Here is a 15,223-nt window from a genome sequence, read left to right as displayed (position 1 = left end):
CGTGATGTCTGAAGGGTCCAGGCAGCGTCACTACTGGGCGATAACCGCCGCCCGAGCCGGGTAAGCGACCAGCATGACAGCGATCGTGGCCCCGGAAGCCCTCCCTCTGCCCGACCCGCGCGGTGATCTGTCCGCGGCGGTGGTCGATCTACTGCGCGGTGCGCCGGGGCGGGCCGCACCGCGGCCGGGGCCGGTCGATCCGTTCGGCGAGGATCTGCTCCTCGCGCTGCACACCTGCTACGAGCTGCACTACTACGGTTTCGCGGAGGTCGATCCCGGCTGGGAGTGGGATACGGCCCTGCTGGCGTTGCGTGCGGCGATGGAACAGCGACTCCTGAACGCGCTGCGCGACGCGGTCCCCGGCGGGACGGATCTCGAAGCAGAACTCGAACAGCTGCTCGTCACGCCGGTGGAAGCGCGCGGGCCCAGCCAGTTCCTGCTCGATCGCGGCGAATGGTGGCAGATGCGGGAGTACCTGGTACACCGCTCGCTCTATCACCACAAGGAGGCGGACCCGTACGCCTGGGCGATTCCCCGCCTGCGCGGCCAGGCGAAAGCGTCGCTGGTCGCGGTCGAGTTCGACGAGTTCGGCGGCGGGCGCGGCGAACGGGTACACGCCCGGCTGTACGCGGACCTGATGGCCGCGGCGGGCCTGAATCCGGACTATCTGCACTACCTGAACGTCATCCCCGCGCCGATGTTCGCACTGATGGACACGATCTCGTTGTTCGGTCTGCACCGGTCCCTGCGCGGGGCCTTGGTCGGGCATTTCGCGACCGTGGAGATCAGCTCGCCGCCGGGCGCGCAGCGGATGGTGCAGGCACTGCGCCGCCTCGACGCCGACCCGGCGTGCACCCTGTTCTACCGCGAGCACGTGGAAGCCGACGCGGTGCACGAACAGGTCATGCGCCGCGACGTGATCGGCGATCTGCTCGCCCAGGAGCCCGCGTTGACCGAATCGGTGGTGTTCGGCATCCAGGCGACGAACCTGCTGGAGGACCAGTTCGCCGATCATGTGCTCGACTGTTGGGAGGCGGGGCGCAGTTCGCTGCGCGACAGTGAGCGGGTTTCGGCGACGCGGGCCGATTAGGTCGGCGCGATCCGGCTACCCGCTGTACGTGATGTTGATTCGACCGCCCTGGGTGTACCGCCCGCAATCGGACACCTGGCTGCTGGCCAGGGCGCTGAGCGAAGCGGGCGTCCCGCGCGGTGGGCACGTGCTCGACGTGTGCACGGGCAGCGGGGCGCTGGCGATCGCCGCTGTGCGTAGCGGAGCCGCGGCGGTCACCGCCGTGGACATCTCGCGCTCCGCCGCGGTATCCGCGTGGTTGAACTGCCGTGTGCGGGGGATAGGGGCGGAGGTGATCCGGGGCGACTTCGCGTCGGTGCTGGGTGGACGCCGCTTCGATCTCGTGCTGGCCAATCCGCCCTACGTCCCCGCGCCGCAGCGGGAGCGCCGCGGTGCGGCGCGGGCCTGGGATGCGGGCGAGCACGGTCGCAACGCCCTCGACCGGCTGTGCCGGATGATGCCGGGTCTGCTGAATCCGCGCGGCGCGGCGCTGGTCGTGCACTCGATGCTGTCCGATCCGGACAGCACGCTGTGTCAATTGCGGGACGCAGGCTTGAAAGCCGCGATCGTGGCCCGTCACACCGTGCCGTTTGGACCCGTGTTGCGCGGGCGCGCCGATTGGCTCGCCTCGGTCGGGCTCATCGAACCGGGGCAGGACAGGGAAGATCTGGTGGTGATCCGTGCCGACCGCATCCGAAAATGAGCCGAGGCGAGTCACTTTCACCGCCGACGGTCCCGCCCTCGTCGAGGGGCCGGTCGAACTCGTGACTGCCGACGGGAAGACCATCCGCTGTGACCGCTTCCAAGTCGCGATCTGCCTGTGCCGCCGTTCGAAGAACTACCCCCTATGCGATACCAGCCACCGAAAACATCGCCGCGCCACCGCTTAGGAGGCCGGGCAGCCCAGTGACGCACGGACAGGGAGGAACCATGGCCCAACAGGTCGGCGACTACGTCGTGCGGCGACTGCGAGAATGGGGTGTCGAGCAGGTCTTCGGCTATCCAGGTGACGGCATCAACGGCTTGGTCGCCGCTTTCGGGCGGGCCGACGACGATCCCGCCTTCATCCAGGCCAGGCACGAGGAGATGTCGGCGTTCGAGGCCACCGGCTACGCCAAATTCAGCGGCAACGCGGGCGTCTGCACCGCGACCTCGGGGCCGGGCGCGATCCATCTGCTGAACGGCCTCTACGACGCGAAACTCGATCACGTGCCGGTGGTGGCGATCGTCGGGCAGACCGCGCGCAGCGCGATGGGCGGCAGCTACCAGCAGGAAGTGAACCTACAGAACCTGTTTCAGGACGTCGCCGACTACGTGGTCGAGGTGAACGTCGCCAGTCAGTTGCCCAACGCGCTCGATCGCGCATTCCGCGTTGCCATTTCGCGGCGCGCGCCCACGGCGGTGATCATTCCCTCCGATCTACAGGAGGAGGAGTACGAGCCACCCGGGCACGCGTTCAAACAGGTGCCGTCCAGCCCGCCGGGTGCGGTGCCGCCCGCACAGGTGATTCCCGCGCGGGACCAGATCCGCCGCGCCGCGGAGATACTGGACGCCGGTTCGCGCGTCGCAATCCTGATCGGCCAGGGCGCTCGCTCGGCCGCCGAGGAAGTGCTCGAGATCGCCGACCGCACGGGGGCAGGCGTGGCGAAGGCATTGCTGGGCAAGGATGTGCTTCCGGACGATCTTCCCTTCGTCACCGGGCCGATCGGCCTGCTCGGCAGCAAGCCGAGCTACGAGCTGATGCGCGACTGCGACACCCTGCTCATCGTCGGCTCCAACTTCCCGTACTCGCAGTTCCTGCCCGAGTTCGGTCAGGCACGGGCGGTGCAGATCGATATCGACGGCACCATGATCGGGATGCGGTACCCGACCGAGGTCAATCTGGTCGGGGACGCCAAATCCACACTGGCCGAGCTGATTCCGCTGGTTCAGCGCAAGACCGATCGGTCGTGGCGGGAGACGGTGGAGAAGAACGTGGCCCGCTGGTGGGAGACGCTGGAACGGCAGTCCATGCTGGACGCGCGGCCACTGAATCCGATGCGGGTGGTCTGGGAGCTGTCCGAGCGCATTCCCGACAACGCCATCGTCACCGCTGATTCGGGCTCTTCTACCAACTGGTACGCCCGGTGCCTGCGCTTCCGCGGCCAGATGCGCGGTTCGCTCTCCGGCACGCTGGCGACGATGGGGCCGGGTGTCCCGTACGCCATCGGCGCCAAGTTCGCCCATCCGGGCAGGCCGGCGATCGCGCTGGTCGGCGACGGCGCCATGCAGATGAACGGGCTCGCCGAACTGCTCACCATCGCTCGCTACCGGCACCGGTGGTCGGATCCGCGGCTGGTGGTCTGCGTCTTTCACAACAACGATCTGAATCAGGTGACCTGGGAGCTGCGCGCGATGGGCGGCGCGCCGAAATTCGAGGAATCCCAGTCGCTTCCCGATGTGTCCTACGCGGACGTCGCCCGGGTCATGGGGCTCGCCGCGATCACGGTCGACTCCGCCGACGAGCTCGGACCCGCCTGGGACCGCGCGTTGAGCGCCGACGGCCCGGTGCTGCTCGACGTGAAATGCGATCCCGAGATGCCGCCCATCCCGCCGCACACCACCTGGGAGCAGTTGAAGGACACCGCCGAAGCCGTGCTGCGCGGCGATCCCGATGCCATGCACCTCATCGCCCAGGGTGTGAAAGCCAAAGCGCAGGAATTCATGAGGAGGAGTTGAGCAGCTACATCTCCGGTGCGCGGCTCGCGGTGACGGGCGGGCGGCCCATCCTCTGATGCCGTGGCGGGAGATCGTCGGCGCAGGTGATCGGCGATTGTGCGCCATCACGTTTCGATAACGGAGAGGCGGGTACCCGATCAGTAGTCGAATTCGGTTGGAAACGAGGTACATCGGATGAAACAGGAATCGACGGTGCGCGCCGCGGACGACGACGTCGCCCGGACGGACACCTACGACAACGTCGAGCCATGGTTCGAGAAGCTGGCGAGCCTGGACGAGAACGACCCGAACCGGCAGCGGGTGCGGGAGGACATCGTGCGGATGTGCCTGCCGCTGGCCGAACACATCGCGCGTCGTTTCGCAGGCCGCGGCGAGGCGTTCGACGACCTGCACCAAATCGCCCGGCTCGGGTTGGTGCAGGCCGTGGACCGCTTCGACGTCTCCCGCGGCAGCTCGTTCCTGTCGTTCGCGGTGCCGACCGTGATGGGGGAGGTGCGGCGGCATTTCCGCGACCGCACCTGGTCGGTGCGGGTTCCGCGGCGGCTCAAGGAGATTCAGCAATCGATCGGGCCCGCGACCGACGTCTTGGCGCAGCGGCTCGGCCGTATGCCCACCGCGCGCGAACTCGCGGCCGAGCTGGACGTGGAGCTGAGCGAGATCACCCAGGCGCTGGTCGCGAGCAACGGCTATCAGTCGAGCTCGCTGGACGCGGCGTACCGCGACGGCGACGACGACGGTTCCGCGCGGGCCGCCGTGGACGCTCTCGGCGCCGAGGAACCCTGCTACCGGCTGCTGGAGGAAGCGATGGCGGTGCGCCCGCTCATCGCCGACCTGCCGGAGCGGGAGCGGCAGGTGCTGGTGATGCGGTTCTTCGAGAACAAGACTCAGACGCAGATCGCGGAGCGACTCGGGGTGTCACAGATGCAGATCTCGCGCATTCTCGCCAAGACGCTGAAGACGCTGCGCGAACGGGTGCTCGGCGAGGAGAGCGCGCACCTGGCGGCCTGATCACCCTCACCCGCCTGCCGGGTGGCCGTCGGGCAACCGGCAGCCCACGGTCGCGGCGATCGTCATCGACCGCGCGTCGGCGTAGATCGACAGCTCGGTGTTGCTGTCCCACTTCGCGCCGTCCCAGCCCTCGAAGGTGACGTACCGGTCCGGCGACGAGTCTGCGCCGGGCAGCATGTCCGTCGCGCCGACGGACGCGGCCAGCGCGCGGGCCGTCTCCTGGAACCCGGGCCACGCCCCGTTGGGCAGCGAACCGTCGGCTCGGTAGTGCGGCAGGACGACGCGCCTGCCGCCGGTGTGTTCGTATGGTCCGTAGCAGGGGCCGAGCGCGCGGTCCTCGGTTCGGCTCCAGCGCAGTGCGGGAGCGATCGCCGAGGCGGCCGCCGCGATCTGGTCGACGACGGCCGTGAGCTGCCGCTCGGCCACCTCGGAAGACGGCAAATCGGTCAATTCGGCTGTGGCGGCCGCGATCTCGTCGGCCGAGGGCGGCGGCGCGGGCTCACCGAGCAAGGTCGCGCAGCCACCGGTTGTCAATACCACTACCGCGAGTGCGGCGAGCCGGCGCAAGGCGGCGGTCGGCCGTCGCGGTCCGGTCATTGTCGTCTCCCACGTTCCCCGCGGCCGCACGGATCGTGAGCGCGCTTCTCCGGCAATCCTATTCGCGATCGGCAGTGCGCGAGCAAGATCGCGACGCGCCGTGGGCGCGGGTCCGCCACCCCGTAGCGACCCGTCGTAGATGTCGATTCCCGAGACATCCGCCGATGTTTTGGATAGTTTGACCCTCGTTCAGTGAAGATCTGGCAAACACTATCCCCGGCCCGGTGGCGACGGAGTTTCGCGCGCCGCGCGGCCGACTAGGAAGGGATGGGCGGTGACGGGGAAATCCGAGGCGGGCGAACATATCGGGAGCCCGGCGCAGGGCAGGGAGGGACCGAGAAAGTGGTGACCATCGCGCAGTTGCGGGCCGTCTTGGCGATACTGCACGTCGACCCGGACAACAACCTGGACCCGCCCTTCGACGGGCCGCGGGATGCCACCGCCGAGCGCGCGCTGCTGGTCGGTCTCCTGCAACACGTGGTCGGTGGTGAATCGGGTCAGGTGAACACCGCACACGAGGACGCGGCCGAGCGAATGTGCGCCGACGCCGTCGAATTGCACGACCGCATCGACGCGATGGCCGCCGACGCCACCGCCGAGCCCGCGCCTGCGCTGCTCGCCGCCGCGGTCCGGTCGGCCGACGCCACCGCCGCGCTGCTCGAACTCAGCCGCAGCCCCGTGGGCGGCGAGGCCGAATCCCGTTGGCGGCGTGCGCTGACCGATCTCGGGCAGGCCTATCACCTGCTCAACGACGAGTACGTGGGCCGATCGAACACCCAAACGGCCCCGCTGCGCTGAGGGGCCGGGTGTCGGAGCCGGGTGGTGCGCGGGCGAGCGCCGGTCAGGCGGGACGGGCCGCTCGGCGGTCGCGCCACACCAGGACGGGCTCGACCACGCGCGCCGCGATCGGACCGAGCACGGCCATGAGCAGCACATAAGTGGTGGCCAGCGCCGCGAACTCGGTCGGCACCGCGCCCGCGGTGACCGCCAATCCCGCGATGACGATGGAGAACTCGCCGTGCGCGACCAGTGCGGTGCCCGCGCGCGCCCGGCCGTAGCGCGAGCTCCCCGCACGTTTGGCGGCCCACCAGCCGGTGGCGACCTTGGTGGCCGTGGTGACCGCGGCGAGCAGGCAGGCCCAGCCGAGCACCGGCGGGATGGTCGCCGGATCGGTGCTCAGCCCGAACAGCACGAAGAACAGCGCGGCGAACAGATCACGCAGTGGCTCCAGGATCTTGGTGGCGTTGTGCGCCGTCGAATCCGAGATCGCGATGCCGAGCAGGAACGCCCCCACCGCCGCCGAGACCTGAAGCGCGGAGGCGAGTCCGGCGACCAGCAGGGCGGAACCGAGCAGCTTGAGCAGGAAGATCTCGCGATCGTCGCTGTCCACGATCATCGAGACGTATCGTCCGTAGCGCAGCGCGACCACGAGCACCACGGTGACGGCGAGCAGCGCGATCCCCAGCGTGGTGAGACCGGCCACGAATCCGGCGCCCGCCAGCACCGCCGTCAGCACCGGCAGATAGCCCGCCATCACCAGATCCTCGAACACCAGGATGGACAGGATCGTCGGCGTCTCCCGGTTGCCCAGCCTGCCGAGATCGTTGAGCACCTTGGCGACGATGCCCGAGGAGGAGATGTAGGTGACGCCCGCCATCGCGATGGCGCCGGCGAGGCCCCAGCCGAGGAAGAGGGCGACCAGGACGCCGGGGGTGGCGTTGAGCGCGAGGTCCATCACACCGGCGGCCCAGGATCGGCGCATGCCCGTGACGAGCTCGGCGGCGCTGTACTCCAGGCCGAGCAGCAGCAGGAGCAGGACGACGCCGATCTCGCTGGCCAGGTGAATGAACGAATCGACGTGGTCGAGTTCGACGAGACCGCCGGTGCCGAACAGCAGGCCGCCGACCAGATAGAAGGGAATCGGCGACATGCCGATGCGGGCGGCGACGCGCCCGAGCAGACCGAGACCGAAAAAGACCGCGCCCAGCTGAATCAACGCGAGCGCGGTTTCGTGTGCCACCATGCCTCAGCCGTCCGTGAGGATACCGGCGGCGGCGGTTAGGCCGTCCGCGGTGCCGACGACGATCAGGACGTCGAAGGCGTTGAACACGAAATCCGGTCCGGGCGAGGCGATCGCGTGCCCGGCGCGCACGACCGCGACGATGGACGTCTTCGTGCGAGTACGCATCTGGGTGTCGCCGAGTGGCCTGCCGTCGTAAGGGGATCCGCCGCGCACGGTGAGCTGGCGGGTGGTGACACCGTCGAATTCGCGGTGCTCCTCCTGCAATTGCGCCTCCAGTTGCGGCGCGCCGAGCAGGGTGGCGAGCAATGCCGCTTCGCGCTGGGTGAGCGCTATCTGGTCGGTGACGTCGGGGTTGTCGGGCTTGCCGATGATCAGGTCCAAAGTGCCGTCGCGGTGGTCGATCACGCCGACGCGCCGGTTGTTCTTCAAGGGAAAGTCTTTGCGTACACCAATACCCGGCAAGGGTGTTACCTCTACGTTCACGGCTCCACCCTATCCGGACAATTCGGACTCGCTTCGCCGTCGTCGGACGCATACCCCGCGCGCGGTGGCGAATCAGTGGCGATCGGGCTGTGCGGCGCGGACGGCGCGGTAGCGGTCGGTGAGTCCGTCCAGCAGGGCTCGGAGCCCGACCTCGAAGGCATCCTCGTCGATGCGGTGTTGCCGGTCGGCGAGCAGGTGGGCCTCGCTCAGGTGCGGATAGTCGCCGCCGTAGACGGTGGCGTCGGCCGGGAACCCCGCGGCGAACGAGGCGAGCGCGGAGCCGGTGACGAAGTAGCGCATCAGCGCGCCGACGGTGGTCGCCTCGCGGCGCGGCCAGCCGGCCGCGACGAGGCCGCCGAACACCGCGTCGGCGATCCGCAGCGCATTGGGGCGGTGTCCCGGCCCGCCCGCCAGCGCCGGGACGATGTTCGGATGGGCGGCCATGGCGGCGCGGTACGAGTGGGCCCAATCCCACAGCGCCGTACGCCAATCCGGATTCTCCACGCCGAGCGCGGCGAACATGCCGGTGTCGACCTCGCCGAGCACCGCGTCGGCAACCGCATCGATGAGTTCGTCCTTGGTGCCCACGTGGTTGTAGAGCGAGGGGCCTTGTACGCCGAGCTCGGCGGCGATTCGCCTGGTAGACACCGCCGCCATGCCCTCGGCGTCGAGTAGTGCCAGCGCGGTGGCCACGATGCGCGCGCGCGTGAGCAGCGGGTGGCGGGGTCGGGCCACGAGTTTGCCTCCTTGTCCTGTCGCAGCATTGTCGCAGGAGACAAAAACTTGCACTGCTAGTTTATCGCCCTTACGGTGAATCGGAAACTTTCATCGCTAGTTTTGGAGCGTGATTCATGCGGGTTGTCTCTCTGGCCCGAGCCAGGCACAGACCCACCGAACGACTACGCGGCGTGCTCGCGGCGACGATCGTCGCGGGTGTGACGGTGCTCGGCACGACCCACGTCGTCGGTCCCGCGTCGGCCGCGCCCGAGCCCGCCTCGACCGAACAACAGCTCGCGGATCTGGTCGGTGCGGGGCTGCTGCCCGCGCCGGACGGCAGGCAGGTGCAGCCCATCGTGGACACCGGTAGCGGCTCGGGCTCGGCCGGGCGCAGCCAGGCGACCCGGGTGGCAGGCGAGGGGCCCGAGGTGTCGGCCTACCTCGCGGCGTTCGTCAACGGACTGTCCCATCCCGATGCGGCGCCCCCCGGCGCGAATCAGCCGAATTGTCGTCCCAGCGCGGAACATCCGCGTCCGGTGGTGCTGGTGCACGGCACCTGGCTCAACGCCTACGACACTTTCGCGTACTTCTCGCCGCGGCTCGCGCGCGCGGGATACTGCGTCTTCACCTTCAACTTCGGCCGCGTCGGCGTGCTGGAGGGCGGCGGCCTCGGACCGCTCCTGCCCGGCCGCTACGGTGTCGGTCCGATGGAGGATTCGGCCCGTCAGCTGAGCGAGTACGTCGACACCGTGCTGGCCGCCACCGGCGCCGAGCAGGTCGACCTGGTCGCGCACTCGCAGGGCGGCCCGGTCTCCAGCCAGTACCTGAAATTCGAAGGCGGTGCGGGCAAGGTCGGCAAGCTCGTCTCCTTCGGCGGCACCAACCACGGCACCTCGCTGATGGGCATGGCGACCCTGGGGCGGCTCATCACCAACCTGGGCATCAACATCCTCGGCTTCTACCGGCCGCTGATCGGCCAGGCCAACATCCAGCAGGTCGTCGGCTCGGAGTTCTACGCCAGGCTGAACGCGGACGGCGACACCGTGCCCGGCGTCGAGTACACCGCGGTCGGCACCAGGCACGACCAGATCTCGAACCCGTTCGAATGGACGTTCCTGCAGCCCGGTCCGGACGCCCCCGTGCAGAACATCACGCTGCAGGACGGCTGCGAGCAGGACATGTCCGATCACCTGACGCTCATGTACTCGCCACGCGCCGCCGCGATCGCGCTGCGTGCCTTGGACCCGCAGGCGTCCGTCGACGTGCCGTGCACGTTCAACCCGTGGATGATCGGCGGCGGCGGTTCGCTCTGACGCCCGGTGCGACACTCGGAAAAGACGAAAGGGACGCCCGGCCGCAAGGCGGGGCGTCCCTTCGGGTTCGGTCGATCAGCAGCTGGTGGGCACCGGGTCGCCGCGGAAGCGGGACTCGACATAGTCCCACGCGTCGGTGAAACCGGCGACCGCCGCGGTCATGTGCTCGGCGATATCGTAGGGCACCAGTTTCACCGGAGCACCCGCCTTGCAGTACCGGTCGGCGGTCTCGGCCAGCGAGTTGAACGGCGTCAGCGTGTCGTAGCGACCCTGCCACAGGTAGGTCGGCACCGTCGGCACGCCGGGGAACAGGCGAAGGCTGTTCTCGTGCAGCACTTCTCGCGCCTCGGGGCTGTCCATCAGGCTCTTGGACGCGGCCATCTGCTCCGCGCTGCGGAAGGCGCCGTGGAACAACAGGAAGCGGCGGCACGCGTCGTGGGTGAACTCGCGGAACCACAGGCCGTTCTCGTTGAGCTGATCCGAGATCGGCAGCCGCTCCGGGTATTCCCGTTCCAGGCCCATCGCCGCGGCGAAGGCGAGGCCGAAGCCCGGATGTGGCTCGAAGCCGAGGCCGAGCGCCATCTCCTCGAGGTCGGCCGGGACGCCGCCCGCGACGGCTGCGGTCAGCTTCAGATCGGGGGCGTACGTCGGCTGGAGCGCGGCCGCCCACGCGGTGGCCATGCCGCCGCCCGAGTAGCCCGCGATCGCGACCGGCGAACTGCCGAGGCCGAGTTCGGCGACCTTCTGTACCGCCTTCACGCTGTCCAGCGTGATCATCCCGCTGAGCTTGGCGGCGCCGTAGGCGACGGTCGGCCCCAAGTAGTCGGGCATCGAGATGGCCCAGCCGCGGCCGATCGGCAGCATGGCGCCGACCGCGTCCTGCAGTTCACCGTTGAACAGCGAGCGCGAAGGGTTGCACCGGGAGCCGAGCGAATTGATCAGCGCTTGGTAGGAGACCAGCGGTGGGTTGCTCACCCCCGCGGGCAGGAAGACGGTGGTGATGGCCATGATCGGCTTGCCACCGGAATTGGTGGAGCGGAAGGCAACCTGCCAGCCTTCGGTCCCGCCGTAGAGGGTGGTGTCGATCCTGCGGGTGCGGACGACGTCGCCTGGTTGCAGCGCGGCCAGTTCGGCGGGCGGACTGTAGAACGGATCCGGATCCGGTTCGGGGTACAGGGGGCTGGCTTGCGCCGGCGCGCCCATCACACCTAGGGACAGGATGCTCAAGACGAGGATCAGTATTCGAGTCGCGACTTTGGACACGGTCTTTCTTTCCGGCATCGGGCATCGCCGATGGACGACCGTGGGATGAGGGTCCGCGGCGGCCACCGGTGGGCTGGTTGGCAGTGTGGGAACGACGCGGTGGAACTACTTCGGTCACCGCGTGAACAGTTGTCGATCGGGACGGGTCGCTGGAGACGCACCCACGCCATCGCCGTCGTGGCGAATGGTCGTGGCAGGCTGGCACACCTCCTTCGTCTCCGTAGCTGCCCAGGGCCGCGGGCGGCGGCACCAATTCTCGGCGAACATATCGCAACCAAGATCATAGCGATGATTACGACACACCGAACTTAGTGATTCTCACAACGAATCGGCGCGTCGGCCGTGTCGTGTCACACGGTTGTCGCGGTCGGCGTTTGCTGCTGTTGCCTGCGGGTACGGCCCGAAGAGTGTTGTGCCCGAGGAGAATTCGTACCCAACATAGCTTGGTTGCGCAGCTCGTCGAACCCGCCGTGATCAGTGGTGATCATCGCGACAAGGGGTGTTTACGCGCGCGGAACGAGCGGTAGCGATCATCCAGCATCGCGGAGTTGCTGGCGAGTGGCGGAGGTGACCATGATGACGGTCATGGCGACGGAAGGGAAGAGGAGCAGCCAGGCGTTCGGGATCCACCATGCGGGATCGAATTCGCAGCGCACCGCGTAGAAGTTCAGCGCCATCAGGCCGGCGGCGGCGGTCGCGGTCAGCGAGACCAGCATCATCCGCTCGGCCAGTGGCGGCTGCCTGCGCGCCACAGCGAGACTCGCGAGGCCTATGCCGATGGCGGCGAGATCGAGCCCGAGGAACGACCAGTTCCATTGCCGCAGAAAGGGATCCGTCCCGACACTGACCGCGCCGAGCGCCGTCGCGACCCAGTAGGCCAGGAAGCCGAGATCGGTCCACAGCATGATGCGTTTGGTGCGGGCGAAGCGGGCGTCGGCCATGCGACATGCCTCCTGGGCGGGCCATCCGAGCGGGCGCGCGCAGGTGGGCGCCCGGTGGCGAGCCTAGCGCAGACGGCATACCGGCGCCGCTCTCGAACGTGCTGCGACGCAGGCGGACACGCCCGTCGCACCGCGGGCGTTACCGATCGCCGCGCGCCGTCACCGGAGCGGCATCCGGCGACGGCGGCGGATCTCGATCAGGGAGTGGCGAAGCCGATCAGTGCGCCGATGCCCGCGCCGATCGGGACGGTGACCAAGGCGCCGACGCCGCCGAGGAAGAAGCCGATCACCGCGCCGATGCCCGCGCCGATCAGCGCGCCGACCGCGGCGTTGTGCTGCTTGCGCGCGACGGTCTCGTCGTATTCGACGAGTTGACGCAGGTGCTGGGTGGCCGCCACCGGTGCGCCCGCAGGTGTGAGGGTGAGCGTCCGGCCCGCGTCGGTGATCCGCGGTGTCAGGCCGAAGGTCTGGCCCTGGGCGGTGAAGCCTGTCGGCAGGGTCGCGACGATGCGGCCCGTGGCGTCGGTGAGGCTGACCGTTCGTGCGTCGGCGGCCAGGCTGAACGCGCCGTCGTCGACGGTGGTGACGATGCCGCTGCCGTCCGACGTCGGTCCGGTGGTGTAGCCGATGCCGTGGTCGACGCCGCGCACGGACACCTCGGCGGCGGGGTCGGTGGGCGCGGCGTCTGCCGTGCCCGCGGATATTCCGATGGCCCCGATCGCGAGCAAGGCGGAAGCGGCGAATTGATTGACTCTCATCGTGTTTCCCTACGTGTTTCGTTCGGGCAAGACAGCCGATGCGTCCCCAAGAGGCCGTGATCGGCCGTCTTCATCCTACGTCCGAACGTGCGAAACGGGCCGTTTTGCGAAATCTCCACCGGGAAAACGCATTCCGGGTATCGCGTTCGTCTGCCTCGCGACGTCTGCCATCGCGGCGGGCATGCGATGCGGAGTTCGACAATGTAGGCGGTGTTGTTGTCCGCGAACGCCTTTCAGCTATGCACAGGCGCACCGGCGGCGCCGCCCGAATATCGGCATCGAAATACCTTGGGAAATCGGCGTGGTCGGTCGGAACGGAAACCGCCTTCAGGGCTCCGGATTCGAGACGGGGTCGGTGCGCTGCGCCGGGTGGACGGTGTAGACGACCGACCACGGCCCGGCCGGAGTTTCGGGGGCGGGCGCGGGGAGCGGCGCGGCTCCTTCGGTCAGAACCGCGGCGGCCACCTGGGCAAAGCGTGGCGCCGCCGGGTGCGGCGAGGTGTCCGGCCATACGGCGCCGACGCGCAAACGCAGCGGTCGTCCGGCGAGGGGACGCCAGGCCACCCGTGGCTCGCGCCTGGCCGGCTCCTCCCGAGTGAGGGCGACGCCGTTGCCCGAAAGGACCAGCCCGAGCAGGAATTCGGGATTCCGGGCATGCCGGACCCGATCGGGAACGAATCCGTGCGCGCGGCACACCTCGAGCAATTCGTCGTGCCTGCCCGGCGCGGTGGCGCGGGGGAAGAGGATCAGCTCGTGTCCGGCGAGGTCGGCGAGGCCCACCTCGCGCAGGCGCGCCAGCGGAGACGTGCGGGGCAACGCCACACCGAGTGGCAGTTCCGCGCTGGGTCCGTGCTGTAGATCGGGCGCGTCGATCGGATGTTCCACCAGCCCGACGTCGAGCTCCGCGGTGGCGAGCAGGCGGAGCTGTTCGGCGGTGGTGAGTTCGTGCAGATCCACGGTGAGCCCGGCGGATTGCTCGGCCAGTTCGCGCAGCAGTCGGTGCAGCACCGCGGCGGGCGTGTCCGGCGGGACGCCCGCTCGCAGTGTCCCGAGGCTGCCGTCGCCCGCCTTGCGGGCCACCGTGCGCAACCGCTGCTCGGCCGCCAGCACGGCCCGCGCCTCCGCGATGAGCAGCTGACCCGCCGTCGTGAGCTGCACGGTTCGCCGCGAGCGGTCGAACAGCGCGACGCCGAGCTCGCGTTCGAGCCGCTGAATGGACTGGCTCAACGGCGGCTGGGCCATGCCGAGCGCCTCGGCCGCCCTGCCGAAATGCCTCTCCTCGGCCACCGCCAGAAAATGACGCAGGTGCCGGGCGAGATCCATCGCTCGACGATATGCGATCGGATATCGAGGACTCCGGCGCGGGCCGACTACCGTGTGCCGTTGTGTCACCCGAGGAGCGCATCCGCGAGATCTTTGCCGAGCTGCCGGTGCGCGGCCGGTTGCACGCTGTCGACTTGGCCGACGGCCGTGAGCTCGGCATCGGCGCCGATGATCAGGTGGTGATCGCCTCGATCTTCAAGATCCTGCTGATCCTGGAGTTCGGCAGGCAGGTCGACGCGGGCCAGCTCGATCCGACCGAACGCGTGCTGGTGCGCGCCGCGGACCGGCTCGGCGGCTGGGGGACCGCGGGCTGCGCGGACGACGTGGAGATGTCGCTGCGCGACCTGGCCTACTTCACGATGTCGGTCAGCGACAACACCGCCGCCGATCTGCTGCTGCGCCGGATCGGTCCGGACACGCCCGCGCTGCTCGCGGCCGAACTCGGGCTCGCGGCCACCCGAGTGATCGGCGGACCGCGCCAGCTGCTGGAGACGATGTTCGCCGACGCCGGCGCACGCACCGCCGCCGAGTTCGCCGCGATCTTCCCGAGCCTGTCGCGCGAACAGGTGGCGAGCATGCGGGTGTTCCGGCCCGAGCACACCACCTCCAGCACCGCGCGGGAGATCACCCGGCTGCTCGGCATGATCTGGCGCGACGAAGCGGGCAGCCCCGCGGCCTGCGCCGCGACCCGGGACCTGTTGCGGCGCCAGATGTTCTGGACCCGGCTGGCGGCCGGATTCCCGGACGAGGTGCTGGTCGCCTCGAAGACGGGCACGCTGCCCGGCCTGCACATGGAGGCGGGGGTGGTGGAGTACCCGGACGGCGGGCGCTACGCGGTGGCGGTGTTCGCGCGCAGCGACGAGCTCGGCACCCGTCGCATCGATGTCGACCTGGCCATGGCGGGGTCGGCGCGCTTGGCAGTGGACAGCCTCCGCGGTAGCTCCGACCTGGCCTGATATTCGATCGCCTATCGGCCGAACGGCTTTTCGATCTTGGACGCGTCCCCGTGT

16 protein-coding genes are annotated in these 15,223 nt (G+C 69.1%); 8 read left to right on the top strand and 8 right to left on the bottom strand.

Features of this window, described 5'->3' with window-relative positions; all coding sequences use genetic code 11:
* Positions 1–73 precede the first annotated feature (73 nt).
* The 5 genes from AC3EO7_RS07000 to AC3EO7_RS06980 all read left to right on the top strand — a co-directional run bounded on the left by AC3EO7_RS07000 (position 74) and on the right by AC3EO7_RS06980 (position 4,795).
* Positions 74–1,090, top strand: coding sequence for an iron-containing redox enzyme family protein (locus tag AC3EO7_RS07000; protein WP_431969666.1), 1,017 nt, complete (start codon positions 74–76; stop codon positions 1,088–1,090).
* A gap of 31 nt (positions 1,091–1,121) precedes the next feature.
* Entirely contained in the window at positions 1,122–1,772 is a 651-nt protein-coding gene (locus tag AC3EO7_RS06995) for a HemK2/MTQ2 family protein methyltransferase (RefSeq protein WP_431969667.1), read from the top strand.
* Positions 1,750–1,959 carry a CDGSH iron-sulfur domain-containing protein gene (locus tag AC3EO7_RS06990; protein WP_431969668.1) on the top strand — a complete coding sequence of 70 codons (210 nt, stop codon included), beginning with the start codon at positions 1,750–1,752 and terminating at the stop codon, positions 1,957–1,959. Before AC3EO7_RS06995 ends, AC3EO7_RS06990 begins: the two co-directional genes overlap by 23 nt.
* Before the next feature lie 40 nt (positions 1,960–1,999).
* On the top strand, positions 2,000–3,787 hold the full coding sequence (locus AC3EO7_RS06985; protein ID WP_435590736.1) for a thiamine pyrophosphate-requiring protein: 1,788 nt from the start codon (positions 2,000–2,002) through the stop codon (positions 3,785–3,787).
* Between the two features lie 174 nt (positions 3,788–3,961).
* The gene (locus AC3EO7_RS06980) at positions 3,962–4,795 is read left to right on the top strand and encodes an RNA polymerase sigma factor SigF (RefSeq protein ID WP_435590735.1); all 834 of its coding nucleotides are present in this window, start codon (positions 3,962–3,964) and stop codon (positions 4,793–4,795) included.
* A 6-nt stretch (positions 4,796–4,801) separates the two neighbouring features.
* Here AC3EO7_RS06980 and AC3EO7_RS06975 read toward each other — a convergent pair whose 3' ends face one another.
* Entirely contained in the window at positions 4,802–5,392 is a 591-nt protein-coding gene (locus AC3EO7_RS06975; RefSeq protein WP_435590734.1) for an LppA family lipoprotein, read from the bottom strand.
* Positions 5,393–5,734: 342 nt separating this feature from the next.
* Between AC3EO7_RS06975 and AC3EO7_RS06970 the strand changes: the two genes are divergently transcribed.
* Positions 5,735–6,190: a hypothetical protein gene (locus AC3EO7_RS06970; RefSeq protein ID WP_435590733.1), complete on the top strand. Its 456-nt coding sequence runs from the start codon at positions 5,735–5,737 to the stop codon at positions 6,188–6,190.
* 43 nt (positions 6,191–6,233) lie between these two features.
* On the opposite strand, the gene AC3EO7_RS06965 is transcribed toward AC3EO7_RS06970, so the two are convergent.
* The 3 genes from AC3EO7_RS06965 to AC3EO7_RS06955 all read right to left on the bottom strand — a co-directional run bounded on the left by AC3EO7_RS06965 (position 6,234) and on the right by AC3EO7_RS06955 (position 8,633).
* A complete protein-coding gene (locus AC3EO7_RS06965; RefSeq protein WP_431969673.1) occupies positions 6,234–7,415 on the bottom strand; it encodes a cation:proton antiporter in 1,182 nt (393 codons plus the stop codon).
* A 3-nt stretch (positions 7,416–7,418) separates the two neighbouring features.
* The gene (locus AC3EO7_RS06960) at positions 7,419–7,898 is read right to left on the bottom strand and encodes a cation:proton antiporter regulatory subunit (protein ID WP_431969674.1); all 480 of its coding nucleotides are present in this window, start codon (positions 7,896–7,898) and stop codon (positions 7,419–7,421) included.
* Positions 7,899–7,970: 72 nt separating this feature from the next.
* The gene (locus AC3EO7_RS06955; RefSeq protein WP_431969675.1) at positions 7,971–8,633 is read right to left on the bottom strand and encodes a TetR/AcrR family transcriptional regulator; all 663 of its coding nucleotides are present in this window, start codon (positions 8,631–8,633) and stop codon (positions 7,971–7,973) included.
* 116 nt (positions 8,634–8,749) lie between these two features.
* On the opposite strand from AC3EO7_RS06955, the gene AC3EO7_RS06950 reads away from it, so the two are divergent.
* Entirely contained in the window at positions 8,750–9,928 is a 1,179-nt protein-coding gene (locus tag AC3EO7_RS06950) for an esterase/lipase family protein (protein WP_431969676.1), read from the top strand.
* Between the two features lie 75 nt (positions 9,929–10,003).
* Here AC3EO7_RS06950 and AC3EO7_RS06945 read toward each other — a convergent pair whose 3' ends face one another.
* The 4 genes from AC3EO7_RS06945 to AC3EO7_RS06930 form a co-directional block, all read right to left on the bottom strand.
* A complete protein-coding gene (locus AC3EO7_RS06945; RefSeq protein WP_435590732.1) occupies positions 10,004–11,209 on the bottom strand; it encodes a lipase family protein in 1,206 nt (401 codons plus the stop codon).
* Between the two features lie 512 nt (positions 11,210–11,721).
* Complete coding sequence (locus AC3EO7_RS06940) at positions 11,722–12,132, bottom strand: DUF5360 family protein (protein WP_431969677.1); 411 nt, start codon at positions 12,130–12,132, stop codon at positions 11,722–11,724.
* Positions 12,133–12,329: 197 nt separating this feature from the next.
* Positions 12,330–12,890: a DUF8020 domain-containing protein gene (locus AC3EO7_RS06935; RefSeq protein ID WP_431969678.1), complete on the bottom strand. Its 561-nt coding sequence runs from the start codon at positions 12,888–12,890 to the stop codon at positions 12,330–12,332.
* A 327-nt stretch (positions 12,891–13,217) separates the two neighbouring features.
* Complete coding sequence (locus tag AC3EO7_RS06930) at positions 13,218–14,213, bottom strand: LysR family transcriptional regulator (protein WP_435590731.1); 996 nt, start codon at positions 14,211–14,213, stop codon at positions 13,218–13,220.
* Positions 14,214–14,275: 62 nt separating this feature from the next.
* Here AC3EO7_RS06930 and AC3EO7_RS06925 point away from each other — a divergent pair, with 62 nt between their 5' ends.
* Positions 14,276–15,169, top strand: coding sequence for a serine hydrolase (locus tag AC3EO7_RS06925; RefSeq protein WP_435590730.1), 894 nt, complete (start codon positions 14,276–14,278; stop codon positions 15,167–15,169).
* Positions 15,170–15,223: the final 54 nt, after the last annotated feature.

It is taken from the genome of Nocardia sp. bgisy118 (genome assembly GCF_057708605.1).
This window is presented reverse-complemented; position numbering and strand designations above follow the sequence as displayed.

Coding starts and splice junctions, on each gene's coding strand:
- AC3EO7_RS07000 (WP_431969666.1), top strand. CDS start 74: ATGACAGCGATCGTGGCCCCGGAAGCCCTCCCTCTGCCCGACCCGCGC.
- AC3EO7_RS06995 (WP_431969667.1), top strand. CDS start 1,122: ATGTTGATTCGACCGCCCTGGGTGTACCGCCCGCAATCGGACACCTGG.
- AC3EO7_RS06985 (WP_435590736.1), top strand. CDS start 2,000: ATGGCCCAACAGGTCGGCGACTACGTCGTGCGGCGACTGCGAGAATGG.
- AC3EO7_RS06980 (WP_435590735.1), top strand. CDS start 3,962: ATGAAACAGGAATCGACGGTGCGCGCCGCGGACGACGACGTCGCCCGG.
- AC3EO7_RS06975 (WP_435590734.1), bottom strand. CDS start 5,392: ATGACCGGACCGCGACGGCCGACCGCCGCCTTGCGCCGGCTCGCCGCA.
- AC3EO7_RS06965 (WP_431969673.1), bottom strand. CDS start 7,415: ATGGTGGCACACGAAACCGCGCTCGCGTTGATTCAGCTGGGCGCGGTC.
- AC3EO7_RS06950 (WP_431969676.1), top strand. CDS start 8,750: ATGCGGGTTGTCTCTCTGGCCCGAGCCAGGCACAGACCCACCGAACGA.
- AC3EO7_RS06945 (WP_435590732.1), bottom strand. CDS start 11,209: ATGCCGGAAAGAAAGACCGTGTCCAAAGTCGCGACTCGAATACTGATC.
- AC3EO7_RS06940 (WP_431969677.1), bottom strand. CDS start 12,132: ATGGCCGACGCCCGCTTCGCCCGCACCAAACGCATCATGCTGTGGACC.
- AC3EO7_RS06935 (WP_431969678.1), bottom strand. CDS start 12,890: ATGAGAGTCAATCAATTCGCCGCTTCCGCCTTGCTCGCGATCGGGGCC.
- AC3EO7_RS06930 (WP_435590731.1), bottom strand. CDS start 14,213: ATGGATCTCGCCCGGCACCTGCGTCATTTTCTGGCGGTGGCCGAGGAG.